Annotated in this window: 8 protein-coding genes; all 8 read left to right on the plus strand. The window is 33.8% G+C overall.

Features of this window, described 5'->3' with window-relative positions; translation table 11 throughout:
* Positions 1-14: 14 nt before the first annotated feature.
* The 8 genes from B2C77_RS06110 (at position 15) to kamA (ending at position 24,748) form a co-directional block, all read left to right on the plus strand.
* Positions 15-7,415: a condensation domain-containing protein gene (locus B2C77_RS06110; RefSeq protein ID WP_077702826.1), complete on the plus strand. Its 7,401-nt coding sequence runs from the start codon at positions 15-17 to the stop codon at positions 7,413-7,415.
* 434 nt (positions 7,416-7,849) lie between these two features.
* Complete coding sequence (locus B2C77_RS06115) at positions 7,850-9,037, plus strand: IS256 family transposase (RefSeq protein WP_077701816.1); 1,188 nt, start codon at positions 7,850-7,852, stop codon at positions 9,035-9,037.
* A 318-nt stretch (positions 9,038-9,355) separates the two neighbouring features.
* Positions 9,356-13,207 carry a beta-ketoacyl synthase N-terminal-like domain-containing protein gene (locus tag B2C77_RS06120; protein WP_254843942.1) on the plus strand — a complete coding sequence of 1,284 codons (3,852 nt, stop codon included), beginning with the start codon at positions 9,356-9,358 and terminating at the stop codon, positions 13,205-13,207.
* Between the two features lie 14 nt (positions 13,208-13,221).
* The gene (locus B2C77_RS06125) at positions 13,222-14,466 is read left to right on the plus strand and encodes an ACP S-malonyltransferase (RefSeq protein ID WP_254843943.1); all 1,245 of its coding nucleotides are present in this window, start codon (positions 13,222-13,224) and stop codon (positions 14,464-14,466) included.
* Between the two features lie 14 nt (positions 14,467-14,480).
* Positions 14,481-19,316, plus strand: a complete 4,836-nt coding sequence (locus B2C77_RS06130) for a non-ribosomal peptide synthetase (protein ID WP_077702827.1) — start codon at positions 14,481-14,483, stop codon at positions 19,314-19,316.
* A gap of 19 nt (positions 19,317-19,335) precedes the next feature.
* A complete protein-coding gene (locus tag B2C77_RS06135; protein WP_077702828.1) occupies positions 19,336-22,521 on the plus strand; it encodes a condensation domain-containing protein in 3,186 nt (1,061 codons plus the stop codon).
* A gap of 2 nt (positions 22,522-22,523) precedes the next feature.
* Positions 22,524-23,297: a thioesterase II family protein gene (locus B2C77_RS06140; RefSeq protein ID WP_077706843.1), complete on the plus strand. Its 774-nt coding sequence runs from the start codon at positions 22,524-22,526 to the stop codon at positions 23,295-23,297.
* A gap of 50 nt (positions 23,298-23,347) precedes the next feature.
* Positions 23,348-24,748 carry a lysine 2,3-aminomutase gene (gene kamA, locus B2C77_RS06145; protein WP_077702829.1) on the plus strand — a complete coding sequence of 467 codons (1,401 nt, stop codon included), beginning with the start codon at positions 23,348-23,350 and terminating at the stop codon, positions 24,746-24,748.
* Positions 24,749-25,036: the final 288 nt, after the last annotated feature.

The raw sequence follows: 25,036 nt of genomic DNA on the forward strand, positions 1-25,036 counted from the left end.
TAGGAGGTCATTGAATGAGCAAATTAAAACCGTTAATCTTAAATCTTCTGAAAGAGAAAGAAATTTCAAAGAATGCTGCTAAAGAAATTATTCAATCTGTAAATGAAATATCGGAAACAACCGTTCAAAATGTAGACAGGAAGGTTGCAATTATTGGAATCTCATCTGAATTACCAGGAGCGAAAACATTTGATGATTTTTGGGAAGTTTTAATGAATCAGGACGATAAAATAACGGAATTAAACGATTCAAGAAAGTCCCTATGTAATAATTTCATTAAGAATAATCAGGAAAGATTAGAAATCTCTTCCGCAAAACCTTTTTGGGATGCAGCTTGGTTAGATGATATAGAAAAATTTGAACCTGAATTTTTTGGTATCTCAGAAGCTGAGGCAAAAGTTATGGATCCTCAACAAAGAAGGTTTCTTCAAATTGCTTACAACTGTTTTGAAGATGCAGGGTATGCTGGTGATAGAATGAAGGGATCTAATACTGGAGTGTATTTGTCTGCGGCAATGACGAATTACGCTGAATCCTTCCTAGAATATACGCCACTTAGTGTTCCTGGAAATGTCCCTGCATTTATTGCATCTCGATTATCCTATATTTTTGATTTAAAAGGACCTTCTTATGTTATAAATTCTACATGTGCTTCTTCTATGTTGGCAATTCACGAAGCGTGCGTTGGATTGATGAATAATGATTGTGACACAGCTTTAGTTGGAGGAGTAAATATATTTCCTTTTCCAATTAATAGCAACAAACTATTTATGAATGCAGCGGGTATTATGTCCGAACAACAAAAGAGCAAGCCTTTTGATAATTCAGCTAATGGAATCGGGAGAGGGGAAGGAGTTATATCACTTCTGTTAAAGCCTTTAGATAAAGCGTTAGATGATCGGGATCATATTCATGCTGTTATCTCTGCATCGAAAGTAAACAATGATGGAACTTCAGCTGGGATTACAGCACCTAACCCAAAAGCACATGCTGATTTATTGCAAGAAGCTTGGAAGTTAGCAGGGATAACTCCAGAACAACTTGACTATATTGAAACACATGGTACCGGTACATATCTTGGAGACCCAATTGAAATAAAAGGTATCGAAGAAGTAATTGAGCGGTATACAGATCGTAAACAATTTATTCCTATTGGATCAGTTAAAGGTAATATTGGGCACTTATTAGATGGTGCGGCTGGCCTATCCGGCATTATAAAAGCTATTCACGTTATGAAAAGAGGTGTGGTTCCTCCAACAGTTAATATGCTGGAACCAAATGAACATATTGATTTTGTTGATTCCCCAGTTTTTATTCCTACGACACCCTACTATCTGAGAGAAAATAAATATGATGAAGCTCCAATTAGAACTGGAATAAGTTGTTTTGGTTTTAATGGTACAAATGTTCATATTGTTTTAGAGGAGCCACCTAACATAGATTATAACATCCAACAAATAACAGAAGGGCATAAAAAATATGTATTACCAATTTCCGCAAAAACGACCGAGTCATTAGAAAAGATTATTAATCGTTACGCGTTTATAGATGAATCTGAGTATTATTTACAGAACATTGCTTTTACATTATGTACAGGTAGAGAACACCATGTTCATCGATTAGCTATTATTGCAAGCAATACAAAAGAATTTGTGAAAATTTGTAAAGATTTATCAACTACCAACTTTGAAAATTGGACAAAAATTATATGTGAGGTAAACGTAGAAGATGATTTACTTCAACTAGCAAAGTCCTATGTAGACGGAGGTAAATGTAGTTGGCATAAACAATTTGGTAACATTACAATAAATAAGGTTTCATTACCGACCTATTCTTTTTATGAAAAATCTTATTGGACAAATAATTTAATAAATCATAAACACGATCATGATACTCACCAAAGGTCTAATCTGGAAGAAATTATTCATGTAGCTGAAAATATTTTGGAAATTACACATATCAAAAAAGAAGATAGTTTCATATCTGTAGGAGGGAACTCCCTATCAGGATTACAATTTATTTCCCGATTAAAATCTAAGTTTAATAGTGAAGTAGAAATGGAAGATTTATTTACTTCTTTTGCAGAAATAGAGAAGAAAATCTTTAAAACAGATGTTATATCCATGAAAGATATTCCCAAAGTGATGGTGAATGAGGATAAATTATTCCCTGTGTCTTATGGTCAAAAAAGGTTAAGTATTATTGATCAAATAACAGAACAGAAAATGGTGTATAATACGCCATTTGTCTTTAAAGTAGCTGGTCCTATTAACAATAATAAGTTAAAGAAAACTTTCGATTTATTATCAATAAGGCACGAAATGCTAAGAACTATTTTTGTAAGAAGTGAATCGGAAACAAAACAGAAGGTATTGGACAAACCAAATTATTTATATGAGTTTAAAGACTTTGCATTATATAACGATGCGGAAGCAAATGCTTTTGCTCAAATTGATAAGTGGAAAGAAACTCCTTATGACTTGGAAAAGGGTCCACTAATTAGAGTATTAGTCTATAAAATTTCAGATACTGAAACCATTTTCTCACTTATGATGCACCATATCATTATGGATGGGTGGTCGCTAGCTATATTATCAGATGAATTATTCACTTTATATAATAGTGATAATAAAATAATGGATGAACTACAGAAAATAGAATACACATATATTGATTACACGATATGGCAACATCAACTTTTAGCAAGTGAGACCTTTGAAGAGCATGAAAAATATTGGTTAAATAAATTTACTGATGATCTTCCCGTTACAGAAATTGTAGGGGATAAAATCAGACCGAATATTTTTGAATTTACTGGAAAAATAAAAAAGTTCTCTTTTAGTTCTAGTCAGGCAAGAAGATTACGAGAGTATGCTAGTAAAGAAGAAAGCACACTCTATATGCTATTGGTTTCTAGTATATTTAAGTTAATTAATAGTATGACAGGACAAGAGGATATGGTGATTGGTTCTCCAATTTCTGGTAGATTTAACGAAGCTTTGGAGAAAATAGTTGGTCTATTTACAAATACAATTCCGGTAAGGGTTAACTATAATTCTAAAGATGATTTTTGTACGCTTTTATCAAGCGTAAAAGAAGTTTTACTAGAGGATTTTCAGCACCAGGATTATCCATTTAATTTATTAGTTGAAAAACTACAGTTACCAAGAGATGCAAGTCGATCGCCAATTTTTAATATAAATGTCGCACTACAGAACTTTAAATTCAAGAATACGGAAACCCATCTTAATAGTTATGAATTAACACCAATACTGACAGCACACAAAACAACGAAATGGGATTTAGAATTTGAATTTGTAGAAATGCCAGATGGTGAATTGATTTGTAATATAGAATATTACGATAAAATATATTCTGATGAATTTATCGATACATTAATTAACAATTATCATACTATATTGGATGATATTCTAAATGGAGAGCAAATAATAGACCATAACATTGTGGATAATGGAAACAGTATAATTGGAGAAACGGTTCATACAAAATATTCCTTTATTGAAATGATTCAAGAGAGTGCTAACAAATATCCAAATCATGTTGCAATTGAAGATGAGAATGGTACCGTATCTTATCAAGAACTTTTACATATAAGTATGGGAATAGCTAGCGAACTTCAAAACATGGATTATCCTATTACTAGTACTTTGATCATAACTGATAATAATCGTTACACAATAATGAGCATTTTAGCAAGTTTGTTAGCTAATGTTACCTTTGTACCTATTTCTCCTAATACCCCTAAATCTAAAATTGAATCGATTGTTGAGCAAACAAATGCAGAATGTATTTTAACAGTGGAAAATTTCTACTCTCTAACTAACAAAATTTTATATGAAAGTAAAGATATAAGAGTAGTGAAGGTCCTTGACTCAGATAAGCTAGAAGAATCCGCTATAGGTGAAAAAAGTGAATTGATGGACGAGTCACTATGGAACTTTTTTGCCGAGGAACAAAAGACCGATATAGGGGCAAGTGGCTGGAATAGTAGTTATACAGGGGAACCATTTAGTGATTTAGAAATGGATGAATACGTGACTAACGCAGTGAGTAAAATACTTGATCTCTTACCAAATCATTCAAAGGTACTTGAAATTGGCTGTGGTTCAGGGTTGACAACATTTTCGTTAGCTGCACATGTAGATTCATATATAGCAACAGATTTATCCCCTTCTATTATTAATAGAAATAAGAATAAAGCAAAAGAAGAGGATATTAATCATATAGATTTTCGAGTAGCTAAAGCACACGAAATTAATTATAAAGGCAAGGATTTAGACGCTGTTATTATCAATAGTGTTGTACATTGTTTTCCAAATTATGATTACTTGAAAATAGTATTAAAAAATGCAGTAGAGTCCTTAAAAGAAGGTGGGTTTGTTTTTTTAGGAGATCTACTACATTTAGATAAAAATAAGGATTTCCTAAGTTCATTAAGAACATATAAAGAAAATCATCCAAATAGGAACACAAAGCTAGATTGGGAAACAGATTTATTTGTAAATGATTTTATATTAGAAAATATCGTAAAAGATATTGAAGCAGATGTGGAATTAATAAGTTCAAATAAAACTTACACAATTCCAAATGAACTTAATCAGTATAGATTTGATGTGATCATAAAGATTAGAAAGAAAAATACTGGCGTAAAGGGAAATTCCTTAAATAGAATGTTAGGAAAAACCTCTGTACTAGAAAGTAATGCTAGTAGTTTGGATAAGACAGTAAGTGGCAAACCAGCGTATGTATTATTTACATCCGGAAGCACTGGGATACCTAAAGGGGTAGTAATCTCAAGGAAAAATCTCAATAACTACCTTACTTGGGCAAAACGTTATTATTCTAATGAAAGACTATTAAATATGCCACTCTTTACATCTATTTCGGTTGATTTAACGATAACATCGATGTTTTTACCATTACTTACTGGCGGAAAAATAATATCTTGTGAAGGTGAGATTGACCAAAAGTTTGAAAAGCTCACGAATATTAGGGAAAAGATATCGATTAAAGGAACGCCTAAGCAAATAAAACTTCTAATAGAGAATAAAAAGGAATTACCAGATATACAGAACTTTATTCTTGGAGGAGAAGCATTAGATGTATCCTTATGCAGAGAAATATATTCTAGATTTCCCAATTCCAGAATATTTAATGAATATGGCCCCACTGAAGCCACGGTGGGTACGATTATTCGTGAAGTAACTAAAGAGGATTTCGTCTCTAGTTACATTCCAATCGGGATTCCAATCCAGAATACATCTATTTATATCGTTGATAATCAGGGTAATCTAGCTCCACCTCATGCAATTGGAGAGATCGTGTTATCTGGGGAAAGTGTAGCGTTAGGTTACTTAGGTAACAGAAATTTAACTAGAGAAAAATTTGTTCCAAATACAATAGAGTACTTGCAACCTGGTTATATCTATAAAACAGGCGATATAGGCCAAATCTTGCCAAATGGTGAAGTGGTTTGTTTTGGGCGAAAAGATAATATGGTCAAGCTACGCGGACATCGAGTGGAATTAGAGGAAATAGAGAGGTACTTACGTGATTTACCAACGGTTCAAGATGCTGCTGTTCGTCTTCATACGAATAGCAATCAAGACGAAAGGTTATGTGCTTATCTTGTAACGAATAGAGAGATCAATCAAACAGAGATTGATAAACTACTTCTACAAAATATACCAGAAACCTTGTTGCCATCTCATTATGAAAGATTGGATTCGATTCCAGTTACTACAAGCGGAAAAGTTGACAGAGCTTCGTTACCTAAACCTAGAATAAAGAAGTTTTCCGATGATACTGAATATGATTTAGAGTTAACGAATTTGGAAAAAGAATTGTTAGAAATTATGAAAAGTATTTTGGGAGATGAAGAGGTTGGTGTTAATTCCGATTTCTTTAGAGTTGGTGGGGACTCCATAAAAGCACTAAGACTAATATCAAGGGCTAAAGAAAGAAATATCCCTATTCGAATTAACCAAATCTTCAACTTAAGGACTGTTCGAAAAATTGCGAAGGAGTCTAGCAAGCAGTATCTTCAATCCGAGAACAGACATATAGAAGCTAAAGAGATTCATCTAGCGCCAATGCAGAAATGGTTCTTTGAACAATCCTTTATACACCCACACTATTGGAACTTACTAATGACAGTAGAATTACCAAAGGATGTTAATCTAGAAACTTTACAAAACGCTTTTAGATGGATCATTTCTAAAAATGAAAGTTTAGTTACGTGGTTCGACCTGACTGATCATGAACCTAGAGCATTTGTAGAACCTGATCTTGCTAACAATTTTCAATTAGTTTTGAAGGATTTTAGAACAATATCCAAGGAGAAGTTGAATAAAGAGATGGAGAAGGTGCAATTCACTTTACAACATGAATTCAAATTTGGAAAGGAATTACCTATAAAAGGACTCGTTTCATTAACAAATTCTCAGCCATTATTAACTTTATTCGTACATCACTTAGTTGTAGATGGTATTTCTTGGAGGGTATTAATGGACGAATTAGAGAGAACATACTCCGATATGCTTGCTGGAAAAGAAATCAATCGTGTATTCGTAGAGCCTTTTTCTGGTTGGGTTAATCGCCTAAGGAATATAAACGTAAGCAAAGAAGATACGGCCTATTGGGATAACCTGAACATTGATCATGTGCACCCTCTATGCGTTACTCCAGTGAGAGAGGATTATATTTTTAGTGAGAGATATCATACTATTAGTAAAATAGATCGTGATAAAACGACATTAATTCTGGGAGCAAAAAATATAAATGAGGATTTCCGTACAGATGCCATGATAGTAACTGCGTTCTCAAAAGCATTTATGAAAGTCTTCGGGGAAAGAGACATATTATTTAATTTTGAAGGACATGGTCGTAATGATACAAAAATAGATTTAGATTTAAGTAACACGATTGGATGGTTTACAACGATGTATCCACTTCTTGTATCATCTAATTCTGAGTCTATATCGTTACTAAAATCTGTTAATGAGTCAATAGCGAATACTGGAAGCGGTATAAGTTATATGGTTGCTAGATGGTTTCAAGAAAAGGAAAGTTTGAAAAAAATAAATTCTAATATTTTGGTGAATTACTTGGGTGAGTTTGATAATGATATTGGCACACATACCAATATATCAAACGAAAAAGAAAGACTGTTTAAATATGCGGAAGATCTTCCACAAGCACCTGCAATTCATCCAGATAATAAATTGAATTACTTATTGGAGATAAACATTTATGTGCTAAATGGACAATTCACTATAAGTCTAGAGGCTGACCAAAAGAAAATTAGTAAAAGTGAAGTTGATTTGCTAATTGCAAATTTCAGGGAATATATGGATGAACTTGTAGATGGAGTAAAGAATGTTCAGAGAGTATGACCATGGATCGTTTTCAGCTTAGAAGTGTAGAGATAAAAAATAGTATTTGTCTCATTGAATCTAGCAGTACATGTTAAAGTTTAATACAAATATAAATTTCTAGATTTTATCAAGGATATAAGGTGCTGTAAGATTCCCACTTCAAGAATTGGGAGTTAGCTAACAAGTCTAAGCGGGAGATAACAGCACAAATTCCTTTTCGGAAAAGGACTTTAGGTCATATCCTTTAGTACTAACAATCAGTGGAGGATGATAGAATTTGAAGATTCACTTTATATATGTATCTTTATGTTAGCTTATTAAATTGGAGGGAGTCTTAGCAGATTGAGAGTATAAAATATTTTGTGTAAATGATTTTTAGAACATAGAAAAAGGAAGACCCTTTTTGTAGAATTAAGTTAGCCGACAAAATTCACAGAAAAGAGGTCTTCCCTATGAACCATGTTACTACAGATTTAATTGAAGCTCTAGTCCAAAAACAGGATATCCAAGAAGTTTTTCGCCAACATCTTGAGTCAGCAGTCAATCAATTACTCAAAAATGAATTGACAGCTTTCTTAGATTATGAACCTTATGATCGAAAAGGTTTTAATTCTGGCAATTCACGTAATGGCACTTACCCTCGTTCAATTAAAACGGAATATGGGGAATTAAATATTGATATTCCACGCGATCGTAACGGTGAATTTAAGCAACAAACTCTGGGCTCTTATAATCGCACGAATGATACTCTTGAAAGTTATATCATTCATATGTATCAAAAAGGCATCACGACAGACGAAATCGTTCAACTTATTGAGCGAATGTACGGCCATCACTATACGAAACAGACCATTTCCAATATCACTCAGCGTGTATCAGAGGATTTAGAAGCGTTCCACAGCCGAAGGCTCAACGAGCGCTATGTTTGTGTCTATTTAGATGCTACGCATATTCCAATTAGACGCGATACTGTCCAAAAAGAAGCTGTCTATATATCGATTGGCATTACCGAAGATGGCACAAAGGAAGTTTTGGATTATACGATTGCCCCAACGGAATCAGCTCACGTTTGGGAAGAGATGCTTTCGTCCCTTCGTGAACGAGGCGTTAAAAACGTTCTGTTGTTTGTCTCTGATGGGCTTAAAGGAATGACCGATTCGATTCATCGTGTTTACTCTAAAGCGAAACATCAGGTTTGCTGCGTACATGTTTCTCGAAATATTTCTAAAAAAGTACGCGTCAGCGATCGTGAAGACATCTCTAATGACTTTAAAAAGGTATATCAAGCTGAAAATCGTACTGAAGCTGAATCTCAACTCGAACAATTTCGGGAGAAATGGCAAAAGCTTTATCCATCTGTCATTAAAAATGTGATGGGGCATGAACAACTCCTAACGTTTTTTGATTTTCCGGCTTCTATTCGAAGAAGTATTTACTCCACGAATTTAATAGAGTCTTTTAATAAGCAAATCAAACGCCATATCAAAGCCAAAGAGCAATTTCCGAATGAGGAATCGCTCAAACGTTATTTAGTCACGCAATTCCATCATTATATTGAAAAACATAGTATGCGATGTCATAGAGGGTTTGAAAAAGCTAAACCAGAACTACTTAAAATGTTTGAAGCTATCGAAACTTAATCTTCTTCAGTTTTGGAAGTTTAGCTGGTTCTCACCAAGCATCAAGCCAAATACGCTTGACCCTTGGTGAGAACCAGCTATGGGGTTAGTAACTGAAGAAGAAAGTCACAGTCCGACCTGCAAGGTCGTTTATAATAAATAACTAGCTTAATTCTTACAAAAGGGCTTAGTGTCATTTACACAAAATTATTGACACTCCCAGCAGATTAATTAGTAATGCATTATATGATTGAATTTTCTTTTAAGAAATAATATTACTGAATAATCGCAACATATTTCCTTAATAAGAACATCATTAAAACTTTGGGAGTGATAACCTTGAAACAAAGTAATATATCACGGAAAATACTGAGTCTGGTGGGTGACGAAAAACTGGATACCCAAATAGCACATGACTTATTAAATGAAGTAGAACAATTCCAATCTGAACCAATTGCAATAGTCGGAATGTCGTTAAAATTCCCGAATACTAACAATGTTGATGAACTATGGGATGGTCTTACTGAAAAGCAAGATTATATAACAAAATTTCCTCGAGAACGCTTTGATCTTGTTATGAACTCAAACAAAAAGCTTAGAAATAAGTATAGTCATATAGCTGATGATATCGAGGGAGACAGCAGGTCATATGGATCCTGGTTAACTGATATAGAGCAGTTTGACCCTGACTATTTTGATTTGAGTGAGCACGAGGCTAAATTTATGGGACCATCCGAGCGGTTATTTTTACAAACTGCAATAGAGTCCCTTAAAAGAGCAGGGTATGGAGAAGAGGATTTAAAAGGTTCCAATACAGGAGTATACGTTGCACATACCCCGCACCCTGCTTTTGACTATTTACGACTGTTCAACGATGTTGATGAACGTGCATTTTTATCCAATATCCCAGCAAATCTTGGTTATCATCTGTCATATGCCCTAGATTTAAGGGGACCAGTTATGGCAGTCAATACAACATGCTCCTCTTCTTTAACGGCAATTCACACGGCCAAAAATGCCTTGCGACAAGGAGATTGTGATTTAGCAGTAGTAAGTGGTGTTAATTTAGACTTATTTCCTTATTGGGAAAAGGAAGCCCCTGATTATGTGGTCAGAAGTAATAACTATCGCTGTAAACCTTTCGATAAGGACGCGGATGGAATTATTGGGGGCGAGGGTATTGCTGTTGTTGTAGTAAAGAGGTTATCTGATGCGATTCGTGAAGGAAACCATATTCATAGTGTAATAAAAGGCTCTAGTGTTAGTAGTGATGGCATGTCAAACGGTATGCAAGTACCTAATCCAGATGCGCAGTCAAAAGCCATAGTTGCTGCTTTGGATGAAGCAGGATTAACATTTGACCAAATTAACTTTGTGGAAGCACATGGAGCTGGTACACAAGTGGGTGATTTAATAGAAGTTGAGGGGTTAAATAAAGCATATACAAAGAGGGCGAAAAAGAAGAAAGATTGCTACTTAGGTTCTATAAAATCTAATTTCGGTCATATGGGCGATGCAGCCGGAATTTCTGGACTAATTAAAGCTGCACTTTCTATTGAAAAACGGATGATACCAGGGGTGAATCATTTTAAAGAAGTGAATCCAAAGATTGACTTAAATAAAACAGCTTTTAAAGTGAGTGCTGATAATCAAGTTATTTCAGAGGCAGGTATATTAAGAGCGGGTGTTAATTCGATTGGAATAAGTGGAACGAATGTTCATGTTGTAATAGAAGAGTATAGGGATGACGACCTTCGTCAGGATATTCAAGTTGAACAAGAATTACCTTTATTAATCTCTAGTAAAACAAGACGTGCACTTTGGGAGCAATTAGGAGTTCTTTCAAAACACCTTCAAAATAATAAGCACTACGCCATAGGAAGTTTAGCATATACGCTCAATAATTGTAGAAATCATGAGAAATCAAGGGTATGTATTTTTGCAAAAGGGATTGAAGATCTAATAGAGAAAATTGGAAGGGTACTACATGTTAGAACCTTTGAGAAAGTCCCTCTTAACTTTTATCAACAGGGAATCTTCTTAGCTGACGAAGAAGAGACCCAGTTAGAAAGCATCAGGAACCTGGATCACTTTCTTCAGCAAGAAGATTCGTATACAGGATTAGTGAAGAAATACCTTGATGGAGATTGTGTGGATGATATATGTAAAGAACTTTTTACGCACCAAAAAATAGCTCCATTGCCAGTAAGTATTTTCAATACAAAACGGATTTGGCCAGCAGATAAAGAGGTTTTGCAGGAACAGACGAAAGAATTATTTTATGAGAAGAAGTGGATTTACCATTACCTTGATTCAGGAAAAGATAATGTAAACATAAATGGAAAATGGTTAATTTTAATGAATGAAAATGATCCAATTCTTCTTGAATTAAAGAATATCCTTATAGAAAATGGGGCAGAAGTTATCGAAATTAATAAAGATAATAATTTCAGGAAAAAATCATCTGCTCAATATGGTATTAATATTCAATCAGAAGATGACTTTCAGCATCTATTTGAGGATATAGGTGCAGACGTACTCAAAGAATTAAAGGGAATAGTTCATGGTTTTACTTTAAAACCATTTGATAAAACAATGAATGATAAAGAAGATATAGAGTTAACGCAAGAGGAGGGAGTATTTTCTCTTTTCAATCTAACAAAGATTTTATTTAGGTTTGATGTTACGCATCCAATCCAAATTAATACACTTTCTTCCTTCACTGAACAAGTGAATGAAAATGAAGAAGTTATTCCAGCAAGGGTTACATTATTTGGTTTAGCGAAAGTAATTTCACAGGAACAGCCAACGATTAGTTCCTTCCTAATTGATCATGATTTAAAAGGAGATCCTATAGAAATCGCTAAACAGTTAGTAGAGGAATTACGTACACCAAAAGAAGTAAGACCAGAGTTAATAGCTTATCGAACAAATCAAAGATATACGAAAGTAATTGAAAGACAACGTGAGAATATAAAGGCTAATCCAATTACATTGAGAGAAAACGGGAACTATGTCATTGCAGGAGGTACTGGTTATTTAGGAGTACAGCTAGGAAGCTTTTTGAGTGAAAAAAATAAAGTGAATATTATTTTGTTAGCTAGAAATTTACTGCCTAACCGTTCTGAATGGGATGAAATTATTAATAGAAATAATGCGGATGATGAAATGCTCATTTATAAAATAAAGATGATCCGATCGATTGAGCAAAATGGTTCCAAAGTAAATATAATGAAATGTGATGTTACAGACGAACTTGCCGTTAAGAATACATTTACAATAATTAAAAATAAATACGGAGATATTAACGGAGCTTTTATGTTAGCGAAGCAGCTGTACCATTTATGGATAAAGGAGCTAAATATTAATCAGTTCAAAAAAGGGATTTACAATAGAGTTTTGAGCACTCATTTTATTGAAAGAGAGTTAGATACGAATACATTGGATTTCTTTATTTTATTCTCATCCATTTCTTCTTTAATGGGTACTAAATCGGCGAGTGAATGTTGTGCTGTAAATCAATATTTGGACTCTATGGCAGGTTATTTAAACCATAAAGGGATTAACGGTAATACAATTAATCTTACATTGATTTTAGATGATAAGAAAGATTTTGGAAATGATACAGCAATTCCTCCAATAGATTTTGTTGAATTCCAGAATGCACTAAAGTGTTTTTTTCAGAATGGTTACCAATGGAGCTTGGTTTCTAAATTTGATTTAGAGCAAGTTCATTATTTGAAACCAGTGTTAAAGATTCCGTTTGGAGAAACGTTTTGGAAAGAAGTCGATGATTATCATTACGACAAGCAAAAGGTGAATATGGATGTTCAAATAGAGGACGAAAGTATACAGAAAGAATTAAATAAGGAAGAGATCGAATTAATATTATATGATATTTGGGATAAAGTCTTGGGAGTAGTTGATGTTGGAGAAAGTGATAATTTCTTTAGTAGCGGAGGGAGTTCACTCAGTGCCTTGAGATTTGTGCAACTGATGAATCAGAATTTCAAAGGAATAAATTTTGAGGTGCCTGATTTGTATAGTAACCCTACTTTTGAAAATCAGCTATCCTATTGTGACCGTTTCTTCAACGGTACTGATAAAGATGAATTAGACGATATACTTGAAGCTCTAACAAATGATGACATTTCCTCAGAGGAAGCACTTCATTTATTAAATAGGAAATGAAGGAGTGAAAAAAATTGAAAACAGCAATCGTATTTCCTGGACAAGGATCTCAATACACTAACATGGGAAGGTTTTTATATGAAAATCATAAGATTGCTAGAAGATTATATGACGAAGCTAGTGAGATACTTGGTTATAATCTTTTAGTAGCATGTGAAAATAAATCTGGGGAGTTAAATGATACTAATATTACTCAACCTGCAATACTAGTTTATAGTATTGCAAGTTGGGAGATATTTAAAGAGTTAAATCAAGTTGAGGAAATTTATTTTTCTGGCCATAGTTTGGGAGAATTAACTGCTGCTGTTTGCGGTGAGGCTATTTCATTCTCAGAAGCAGTTAAATTAGTACAATTAAGAGCAAAATTAATGAGCCAATGTGGAGCAGATGGAGGAATGATGGTTTGTTTTGGTCTTAATTACACGGAAGTGGAGTCTATTTGTAAAGAAGTAAGTACAAATAACAACCATGTAACTATCGCAAATTATAATATGAAGGACCAGCTGGTGTTAAGTGGTCATCAAGATGCATTGTATAGAGTGGCTGAAATACTTAATGGGCAAGGTGCTGTTACCAAGAAATTGGATGTTAGTGTACCTGCGCATAGTCAATTAATGCTGCCTGCAAAGGACGGTTTTCGTGAAGCATTAAGAAAAATTCAGAAGAAAGATAGTAAGTACCCCATATACTCATGTATTACCGGCGAACCTTACATACATTCAAACGACATTGTTAATCAATTAAGCGAGCAATTAACAGAAGGTGTGCAATGGCCTGTAGTTATGGATGAATTGATTCGTGAAGGTGTTCGTCATTTTATAGAAATTGGCCCTAAAACTGTATTAACCAAGATCATTGAAGCTGAATATCCAAATGTGTTTGTTTCCCCTTACAACGAAATAAATGGGTATTATACCTTATTTCATTCAGAAACGCAATCCTACTCTATGAACGATATTATTTCGTTCTTACAAGCTAGTTTAAGAATCATAGTTGGGACCCCTATTAAAATAAAGATAGAGCAGTCGAAATTTGAAAAAAAAATACATGCCCCATTCATAGAATTGAGGCAGGAGTTAGGGAAATTAAAGAAAAATAATCGACCTCAAATTGATTCTATTTATTCGAAAAAATTATCTAACCAGTTCTTTTCTATTCTATTTAATAAGGGCTTTAATAGGGAAGAAACAGTGGACCTATTAAAATCATCTATTAGGGATAAAAATATCCTTGCAAGAATTCATAAACTATATATTTAATAAGGGGGTAGAAAATGTTTTGTGAAGAAATGGTAAAAGTGGAGCAAAATTATTATGAGAAACAATGCTTATGGTTTAATAAAACGAAATATTTATTAAAAGATTTAGAGAAAAAGGCATTTCAGCTTGCAATACTTTTTAGAGAGCAAGGGATAGAACATAAAAAAGAGCAAAAGGTGCTAATCATGTTGAGGAGATCACCTGCACTCTTTGTTGCACACTATGCGACATTTTTAGCAGGAGGAGTAATTGTATCCATCGATCCAGATACACCTGAGGAACGGCTAAATACAATTATTGAAGAAACGAATCCTAATGTGATCTTGGTCCATACCAATCAGTCCTTGAATGATAAGAGCAAAATTATTTATTTAGACGATGAATTAGAAATGTTAGATGGATCGGATGCATTTCAATTAAGTGGGAATGAGAATTTTTCATTAAATGCAGCTGCATATATTGTCTTTACTTCAGGGACAACGGGTAAACCTAAGGGTGTAATTGTAGAATGGAAGTCCTTAATGAAACTAATTGAATGGCATACTAAAACCTTTCAAGTAGGCTCCGATTCAATTGTGTCATTAACAGCTTCCCCGGGATTTGATGCGTCTATATGGGAAATCTGGAGCGCTATTGGTGCAAAAGCTTCCATTCATATTACATCAGATGCACAAAGATTACTTCCAAATGAATTACAAAAAGAATGGGCAATACATAAGGTAACACATTCTTTTGTTTCTACTCCTATTGCTGAAAGATTGCTAGATTTGCCTTGGAAAAATCATGAAACTACATTGAAACACATGCTAGTAGGGGGAGATAAATTAACAAAATTCCCATTAGATAGTGTTCCGTTTAATTTAGTTAATAATTACGGGCCAAGTGAAGCAACTGTTGTCAGTACATCTGGTACCATTCAACCAAAGAGAGACGGAGGTAATGAATTTCCTCATATTGGAAAGCCACTACCTTATATGGATTGTTTTATCCTAGATGAACACGGGAATGAAATTTCAGAAGTTGGAGAACAAGGAACACTTTGGCTTTCTGGCGTTGCATTAGCAAGGGGATACTTAAACACTAAAATAGAAACTGATAAAAAGTTCAGAAAAATAAAGGTTAGAGGGGAATTAATCAGAGCCTATAATACAGGTGACATTGTCAGTAAAGGTAAAGATGGAAATTTTTATTTTCATGGTAGGAAAGATTTTCAGGTGAGTATTAACGGGGTCAGAATTGAGTTAGGTGAGATTGAAAAAGTATTACAAACACATGCAAAAGTTTTACATGCTATTGTGTTACCAATAGAATTTCATTCAAAGAAATTGATTGTAGCTTCTGTTGTATTAGAGAAGAATTCGATGTTTATAGAAGAAGAAATAAAAGCATACATAAGTAAAAAACTTACAAAAAGTTTAGTCCCAATTCAAATACTTTATCATGATCAAATCCCGTTAACGGATAACGGGAAAATAGACAGAAAAAGGTTAACTGTTTTACATGAAGAACATTTACAAAACAAGCAAAAATCGAAAAACAACACTTATTTGGAAGATGTTAATGATAGCGTGATGACTCAAATTACAAAGGTCTACTCTGATGTCCTACAAATTCAATGTTATCCTAATACAGATATATTTGAGATGGGCGGAAATTCGATGGACGCTGCTCGAATAGCTGCAACCTTGTCAAATTTGTTTAGGGTGAAATGTACCCCTCATTTTATTCAAAAGGTTAGAACACCAATAAATGTATATCATCAAATTAGGAAACCTTTGCAAAATACATTAGATGGGCAACGTAAGGAATCTCCAGTCATAAATAGAGATGAATGGATTCGAGTAACAAGCATGAAAAAAGGATTATGGTATTTATGGAAAACAAATGAGAATAACACTTTTTATAATATTGGAGCCACTTTTCATCTGAAAGATACGATAGATATTCCTTTATTGTCGGAAATAATTGTTACTATTATCGAACGTGAACCAACGTTTTCTACTATATTTCGGGAAAATGTAAAAGGAGAAATTGAGAGAAAATATCAAAGGAAATTTGATACTACGGAATGGTTCTATCAAATGAAAGTTGATTCCAAAGAAGAGGCACTAATTCATGCTAATTCCATTTACAATACGAACTTTGATTTGGAGAAAGATTTGCTCATTAGAGGTGCATTAATTCAAACGAATAATGATGGGACTGTTTTTGTACTAGCTACGCATCATATTGTATGCGATGGATTGTCTTTACAAAAAATATTACGTGACATTTCTACTGCATATAACGATAGAAGCTTAAATACTAGTACAAAAGAGAACATATATAGTACCGAGTATATAGCTTCAAGTGAAGAACAACTGTCAACATATTGGAAAGAAAAGGCAGGCCATTTTCATTTAGCGCAGGTATCAATGAAGGAAAATGCCGAATCTTTATTAGCTAAAGGGGAAATATACGAATGTAAAAGTAGATTAAATGTCGGCAAATCAATAGATCAATTGGCGAAAAAGCATAAAATAAGTAAGTTTATTATTTTATTAACGGGTTGGGCTATTAATCTAACAAAATACTTTAGACAAGAAACTATCACAATTGGAATTCCTTATCATGGTAGGGGGGATATTGATTTTTCCAAGGTAGGGATGTTTGTTAATTTAATACCGGTTACAATTACTATCTCAAAAGAAAAAACATTCATCGATTTATTAACTGAGATAAATGAATTGATGCAGGAACATATGGAACATGGGGATTTTTCCATTGTTGATATTGCTTCACTAACAGAAAATAGGAAGCAATTTGATATCGTTAATAATACATTTAGTGAAAAAATCCATTTAGATGTAGAGTTAGGAAATAAACGAGCAGAGTTCATTGAGCAAGATACAGGTGGAGCTAGATTCCCAATTAGCGGTTTTTTTCATGTGCAAGATGAAGAAATAGCGGGGCATGTTGAGTTCTCATATGCCAACTTTGACACATCAGAAATTAAATTACTAACGGATAGCTATTTTAATCTAATGGATTCTCTTGTGCGTTACCCTGATCAACAGTGGCAGAGTGCTTTTAAGAAGACATCTGTCATAGAGGCACAGGAATATTACAATTTGATGAAAGAAAGTAAACCACTACACCAATTATTCGAGGATTCTGTCGCAAAGCATAAAGACTTTATTGCTGTTGAAGATCATACAAGTGCATTTACGTATGGAGAATTAAATCAACATGCAAACCGATTTGCTTCATTACTGCATTCCAAAGGTATCAGAAAGGGGGATTATGTTCCTGTTTTCATGGTGCGAAATAAGGAACTGCTTGTTGTTATTTTAGGGATTTTAAAAATAGGTGCAATCTATGTTCCTTTAGATGTGGAGCATCCAAAAGAAAGAATAAAAAATATATTAAACAGAATAGAACCTCGAGTTTTAATATCTAACAAAAAAGTTAATTATATAAGCACGGGAAGATGGGAACTAATCTATACAAATGATATGGAAACATGTCAGCAACTGCCTATATTCAAAATGGAACACATTAAAACAGAAGATCCAGCTTATTTGATGTTCACATCAGGCTCGACTGGAAACCCAAAAGGGGTGTTATGTCCTCACCTAGGGGCAAGTCTTCGAGTGTTATGGCAAAAAAATCAACAACACTTGAAGCCGAATAATCGAATTTTATTTAAAACGCCTTATACATTTGACGTATCAATATGGGAAATATTTTATACACTCTCTGTTGGTGCTACTTTAGTTATCGGAGCAAATGATTTGCATAAGGATCCTGAGAAAATATATGAGTTTATTAAAAATAAATCCATAAATTATTGTCATTTTGTCCCATCTGTTTTTCAACGAGTGTTAGATTATTTTGAAGAACTAAGTACGAATACACTCTCATTAAAATACTTGCATTTAAGCGGTGAAGCATTGTCAAAACAACTAGCCAAAAAGATACAAGAAATCTTGCCCAATACAAACATTTTAAATTTATACGGACCTACTGAAACAGGTATTGAAGTAACTGTACAGGAAGTCAGTAATGGAAACTACAATATTGGAAAACCTCTTCCATATGTTTCTTTACAAGTTATCGATGAGGATGAAAATCCAGTACCAATAGGTTATCCTGGAGAATTATTAATTGGTGGGCCATCTTTGGCGTTAGGGTATTTTAAAGATGAGAATGAAACACAGAAGTCTTTCATTATAAAAGATTCACAACGCTTTTATAAAACAGGTGATTTAGTAAGGATTACGAGTAATGGAAGTATCGACTTTCTTGGAAGAAAAGATGATCAAGTGAAGGTGAATGGAATTCGCATCGAAACGGAAGAAATTGAAAGATGTGTAATGAATTTGGCAAACGTGAAAGATGCCACAGTCGTTTTAGCTGAAGGGATGAGGGAAAAACAATTAGTTTGCTTCTACACCTCTGTAAATGAACATGAAGCTAACGATATTGAAGTGAAAAAGCAGGTATCGAATAATCTCCCTGTATCGTACATTCCATCAGCATTTATTGAATTATCTGATCTACCTATTACACAAAACGGGAAAAGAGATAGAAAACGATTAGGTGAAATGGCGTATGAATATCTAAATAAGAAAGTGGAATCTAATTTTATTGAAGCCAAGACAGAACTTCAGAAATCCATTGTAAAGGTATGGAGTGATGTCTTAAAAATAAATAGAGTTGGTTTGGGTGATAACTTCTTTGAGCTAGGAGGAGATTCTATTAAATCTTTACAAATTGTTTCGAAATTACGTGCAGAAGGAGTTAACCTTACTCCAAGGGATTTTCTTAAATATCCGACTATATTAGAGTTAACTGCTATTTTAAAATAAATAAAGGTAGGTTGATAGAATGAATCAGAACATAAAGAAGCTTCCACTTACTCCTTTACAGACTGTTATGTTAATGGAAAACTTAAAGAATCCTTCTTCTGAGGCCTATTGGCAAGTTGTTTCCTATGAGATTCCAAGTTATCATACGGAAGATGATGTAACTAATTCATGGACAAAAGTAATAAAGGCAAATCCTGCTTTAAGAACGAAGATAGATTGGAATAATGGTTCTGAACCTATGCAAGTTATTGATAGCACTTGTGTGGCATCTATTACTACAATTCATTATGAACAGTTAATTAGAGCATGTGGAAGCTTTGAAAATTGGTTGAATCATGAATTACAAACTTTTCAACAATCATCCTTAGATACATTACAAAAATTGTATTTGGTTGAACATTGGAAGGATGGCAAGCACTTATTAGTTTGGCTACATCACCATATTCTTGTTGATGGATGGTCTATGTCGCAAATTTTAGATGACTTTTTTAATGTTCTAAATCACGACTACTACATGTTAAAGGAACGACCTGATGTTGAAGCATATTTAGAATTTATGCAGCAATCGGATTATAAAGAACAGAGTGAAGCCTATTGGTTGAATGTATTACGTGAAGCAAAAGCGGCAGAGCGGCTATCTTTTGAATGTTCCTCTTCTGAAAGTAAGGAAGAAAAATTCGAAATATTTGATAGAAAATTAAGTCAAAAGGCTTGCAGAAATATTCATTCGTACAGTGTTCAAAATAAAGTTACTGTATCGAGTATTGTGATGTCTTTTTGGGGCTTATTACTAAATAGATATCAACTAACGAACCAACTTTTTGTTGGTTCTACATTTGCTTTAAGGCCGTATCAATTAAGAGAGTCGCATGAAATGAACGGAATGCTAATTAATACGTTACCAGTAAAGCTAGATTTGAAACCTGATATCTCTATTAAAGAGTATTTCTTAAATACCATGGATACGATTCAAGATGTATCGGAGTATAGCGGGGTTCCGTATTCTAAGCTTTTGCAACTAAGCAATTTACCGGGAGACACCGAACTGTTTAAGTCTTCTGTTATATTCCAAAATTATCAAGGTGGCTTACACTTTGAAGACGCTGAACTAGTTCATCAAAAAGGAACGAGTTCTGATCCTTTGTCTTTAACCATCAGCTTAAACCGTGATAACGGTGAATGGAGATTAGGTTGGGATGCTAGTAAATATCAGAAACAAGATTTACTAGAGCTTATGGAATCATTAGAACATATATTTGAAGAAATAGAAGTTTATGGAGATAAATTGATAAAAGAATTTAATTTAACTACCTTGGAAAATGAAAAATTGAAAATCTGCTTAGAAAATGAATTACCGATAAATCAAATTACCTATTCAATTGATTCTATGGTCGATTGGTCGAGTGATAAATTAGCACTGTCCGATGGAAAAACGGAGTTATCTTATAAGCAAGTAAGAACCTATATAGAACAGGTGTCGAATTATTTATCACAACAAGATGTTAAAAGTGGGGACACAGTTGCCCTGAATGGAGAAAAAGGTATTGAAGTTGCAATTGGTATGTTCGCTTGCTGGAGAATTGGTGCTAGGTGGTGCAACTTAGATAGACGCGTACCAAAAACAAGAAATGATCAAATAATAAAAGTATTAAATCCCAAAATTATTTTAAACCTAGAGGAAATGAAAGGGCTTTTAAAAGACAATGTATGTCAGAATGAATTGGAATTAAATTCCTATGCATTTAAGGAAGAGGACTTAGCATATTTTATCTCCACTTCTGGGAGTACAGGCAAACCAAAACTTGTCTCCTTAGGAATAAAAGGTGTTTTTCAAATTATCGAAAGTTGGAAAAAATTCTATTGTTTTAAAGAGAACCAACATATTCTACAACTCGGAAGCTGGACTTCCGATGTTTATTTGGGTGATTTACTTAAGGCATGGTCCACTGGAGGTTCACTAATCGTATGTGATGAGAATAGAAGAGTGGATATGGATTATTTATATGTTCTTTCTAAAGAATATAAAATATCTTTTGTTGAGTCAACACCTCACTTAATCAGGGAATTCATAAAGTATTTGTATGATAAAAATCTGATACTAGAACATTTGAAAACGATAGTAGTAGGATCTGATGTTTTTCGTCTTGAAGAGAAAAATGAGATTTGTAACATGCTTTGGAAAGGTGTGGATTTTTATAATGGATATGGATTGAGTGAATGTACAATTGAATCTGTTGTCTACCACTGCAATGATAATATGGACCAATTGTCCGTTTCAGGTATGTGTCCAATTGGTCAGCCTTTGCCAGGGACATTATTACGAATTGTAGATGAAACAGGAAATTCAGTAGCACCAGGGATGATAGGGGAGTTACATATTGGTGGTGATCAAGTTATGAATGGATATGTAACTATGGATAGTATGGATACGTCAAAGATTTATGAACATAACCATATAAAGTATTTTATGACCGGAGATAACGTGCGTTTAAATACAAATGGAATGATCGAATTCTATGGAAGGGAAGATCAACAAGTTAAGATACGTGGATTTAGAGTGGAATTAGGAGAAATAGAAAATGCTTTCCTAAGTTTGGAGACAGGTATGGAATGTTTTGTCACATATTCATCAATGGAGGGGGAGAAGGAATTAGTAGTTTTTCTAAGTGGGACAGAGGATTCTGAAGATGTGATTCGAGAAAAGATTAGTAATAGAATCCCTTATTATGCGATTCCTCGTTTTATTGTGCTACTTAATTGTCTCCCACGCAATTCCAATGGGAAAATTGACCGTCCACTACTCATGGAGGAATCAGAAAAAATAGTTAATCAATCACAAAAGGTTGTTTCGGTTGCATCTAATGAGATAGAAGACATTGTAAGGAATGAGTGGGAAGTGGTATTAGGTAGAAAAGTATTTACGAATAAAACATTTTTTGATCAAGGAGGTCATTCTCTCATTGTATTAAAACTATTTAACCAGCTGCGGCAGAGATTACCTGATTATGAATTTGTAATTGGAGATTTGTTTCGATACCCAACCATAGATAGATTTGTTGAGCAATTATCGCATCGAATTGATAATAATTCTTCAACCAATGGTCAAACAGAGTCTGTCAATAAGATCGAGTTATTGGAAAAAGTTAAACAGGGTGATGTATCAATAGATGAAGCTATGTATATATTAGGTGGTAATAACACGTGAAGATGGAACAACGTGAAGGCTATATCATATTTAATCCAAACAAAAAAGCAAAAGTAAAATTAATGTGTTTTCATCACGCTGGGGGTTCCGCTTTATCATTTATACCTTTAGTGAGAACTTTACCTAAAGATGTTGAGGCCTACCTATTTGAGTTACCTGGGAGAGGAATATCGGCGAATCAAAAATTTGTTGCTAATTTTTCAGAGGCTATGGCATATTTTCTTCCTAAAGTAATAGATTGTATGGACAGGCCAACCGTATTTCTTGGGCATAGTTTAGGAGGACTTTTTTCATATGCTATATCTGGTAGTTTAAGTAAGAAACAGAATTATATTGAAAAAGTTATCATCTCAGCAGCTAAATCTCCCCAAACAGTTCTTGAATATGCGATACATCCTGAAAAACCATTTATTGTAAGATCAAGAGATAGTGTGAAAATGGATATAGAAGCTTTAGGAGGAATACCAGTAGATGTGGATGATTCTTTATTGCATTCCATTATTAATATTACTGGAAATGACTTTCACTTATTGGATACATTTACTTTAGATGGCGTAGTAAAATCATCTTTTCCATTCGAATTATGGTTAGGAAAATATGATACGGCTGTTCATGAACGAGAGATCTATAAGTGGCGCGAGGAGATTCAAGGAGAATTTTGTTATCGATATTTTAATGGAGGCCATTTTTTTATAAGTGAAAGTACTGAGCCGGCTGATCTATTAAAGGAAACTTTGTTAAATATTATGATAAATATTGAAAATAAAATAGTTTAGGAGTTTAGCTATAAATAGTATGCATTATACAAAAACGGAGGGAAATTAAAATGTTTAATAACGCAGATTTATACAAGCCGGCTAGAAATTGGAAAGATATTGAACTATGGAAAGATGTCACAGAGGAACAATGGAATGATTGGCTGTGGCAGTTAAGAAATACAATTAAAACCTTGGAGGATCTCAAAAAAGTAATTAATTTAACCCCAGAAGAAGAAGCGGGGGTTAAGATTTCAATTAAGACTATACCACTTAATATTACACCATATTTTGCATCTTTAATGAATCCAGATAATCCACGATGTCCGATTCGTATGCAATCTGTTCCAATTTCTGAAGAGATTTATAAAACAAAATACGATTTAGAAGACCCTTTAGATGAAGACGAAGATTCTCCAGTTCCCGGTATAACACACCGATATCCTGACCGAGTATTATTCTTAGTAACTAATCAATGCTCTATGTATTGTAGGTATTGTACAAGACGGCGTTTTTCAGGTCAAATTGGAATGGGGATTGCCAAAAACTTGCTTGATAATGCAATAGAATATATTAGACAAACACCTGAAGTTCGCGATGTGCTCATATCTGGAGGAGACGGGTTACTAATTAATGATACTGTATTGGAATATATAATAAAAAATCTCAGAGCTATCAAACATGTAGAAATTATACGTATTGGTACCAGAGCACCAGTAGTATTCCCGCAACGAATTACGAATGAATTATGTGAGATTTTAAAGAAGTACCATCCAATCTGGCTCAATACTCATTTTAATAGTTCAATAGAAATAACGGAGGAATCTAAGCGCGCATGTGAAATGCTTGTTAACGCGGGTGTTCCAGTAGGAAACCAAGCGGTAATTTTGGCGGGTATTAATGACAGTGTTCCGATTATGAAAAAGTTGAATCACGATCTGGTTAAAATGCGAGTACGTCCATACTATATTTATCAATGTGATCTATCCGAAGGAATTGGGCATTTTAGAGCGCCTATCTCAAAAGGATTAGAGATAATAGAAGGGTTGCAAGGACATACGTCAGGTTATGCAGTACCTAAATTTGTCGTTGATGCTCCAGGTGGTGGTGGTAAAATTGTTGTCCAACCTAATTATATTATTTCCCAAAGCGCTGATAAGGTAGTACTTCGAAATTTTGAAGGTGTTATTACCACATATCCAGAGCCGAATAATTATGTATCCGGGCAAGCAGATGATTATTTTAAAACAATTTATCCTGATATGGAAGAATATCAATCGAAAATAGGAATATCATCATTGATTAATGAATCAGAATTTAATCTCGTTCCAAAAGATTTAAAACGTACCAATCGTCGTCTAGAATATAATCAAGATCAAAAACATTCTACTATAAAGGATAGAAGAGAAAAAAGAGATCAATTAAAAGAAAAGAAATATCAAAAACAACAAGCTATATCGTCTAAAAATTAAACTTACTTTTTTATAAAACCCTTTGGTCAGCAGAAAGGAAAGATTCGCAAAGTGTAAAAAGGGTAATTTAATAACAAAATAACAAATAAGTCATAAATGACCAATTAATAAATTATAGGGCGTATTGATTTTTGAGGTGTGATGTTAATAATGAAACAATTTTGATTTTACTGCCTGTTTAATTCTAAAACCAATAATAAATTTAGCATTTTCCTCTTCGTTAAATCATAAATTGACCGCATCCAATGTAAAGCTGGTAGCTTTTCAAATGAAGTAATTGTGGACGAA

Origin of the sequence: Virgibacillus dokdonensis (assembly GCF_900166595.1) — a bacterium.
Lineage (GTDB): Bacteria > Bacillota > Bacilli > Bacillales > Amphibacillaceae > Virgibacillus > Virgibacillus dokdonensis.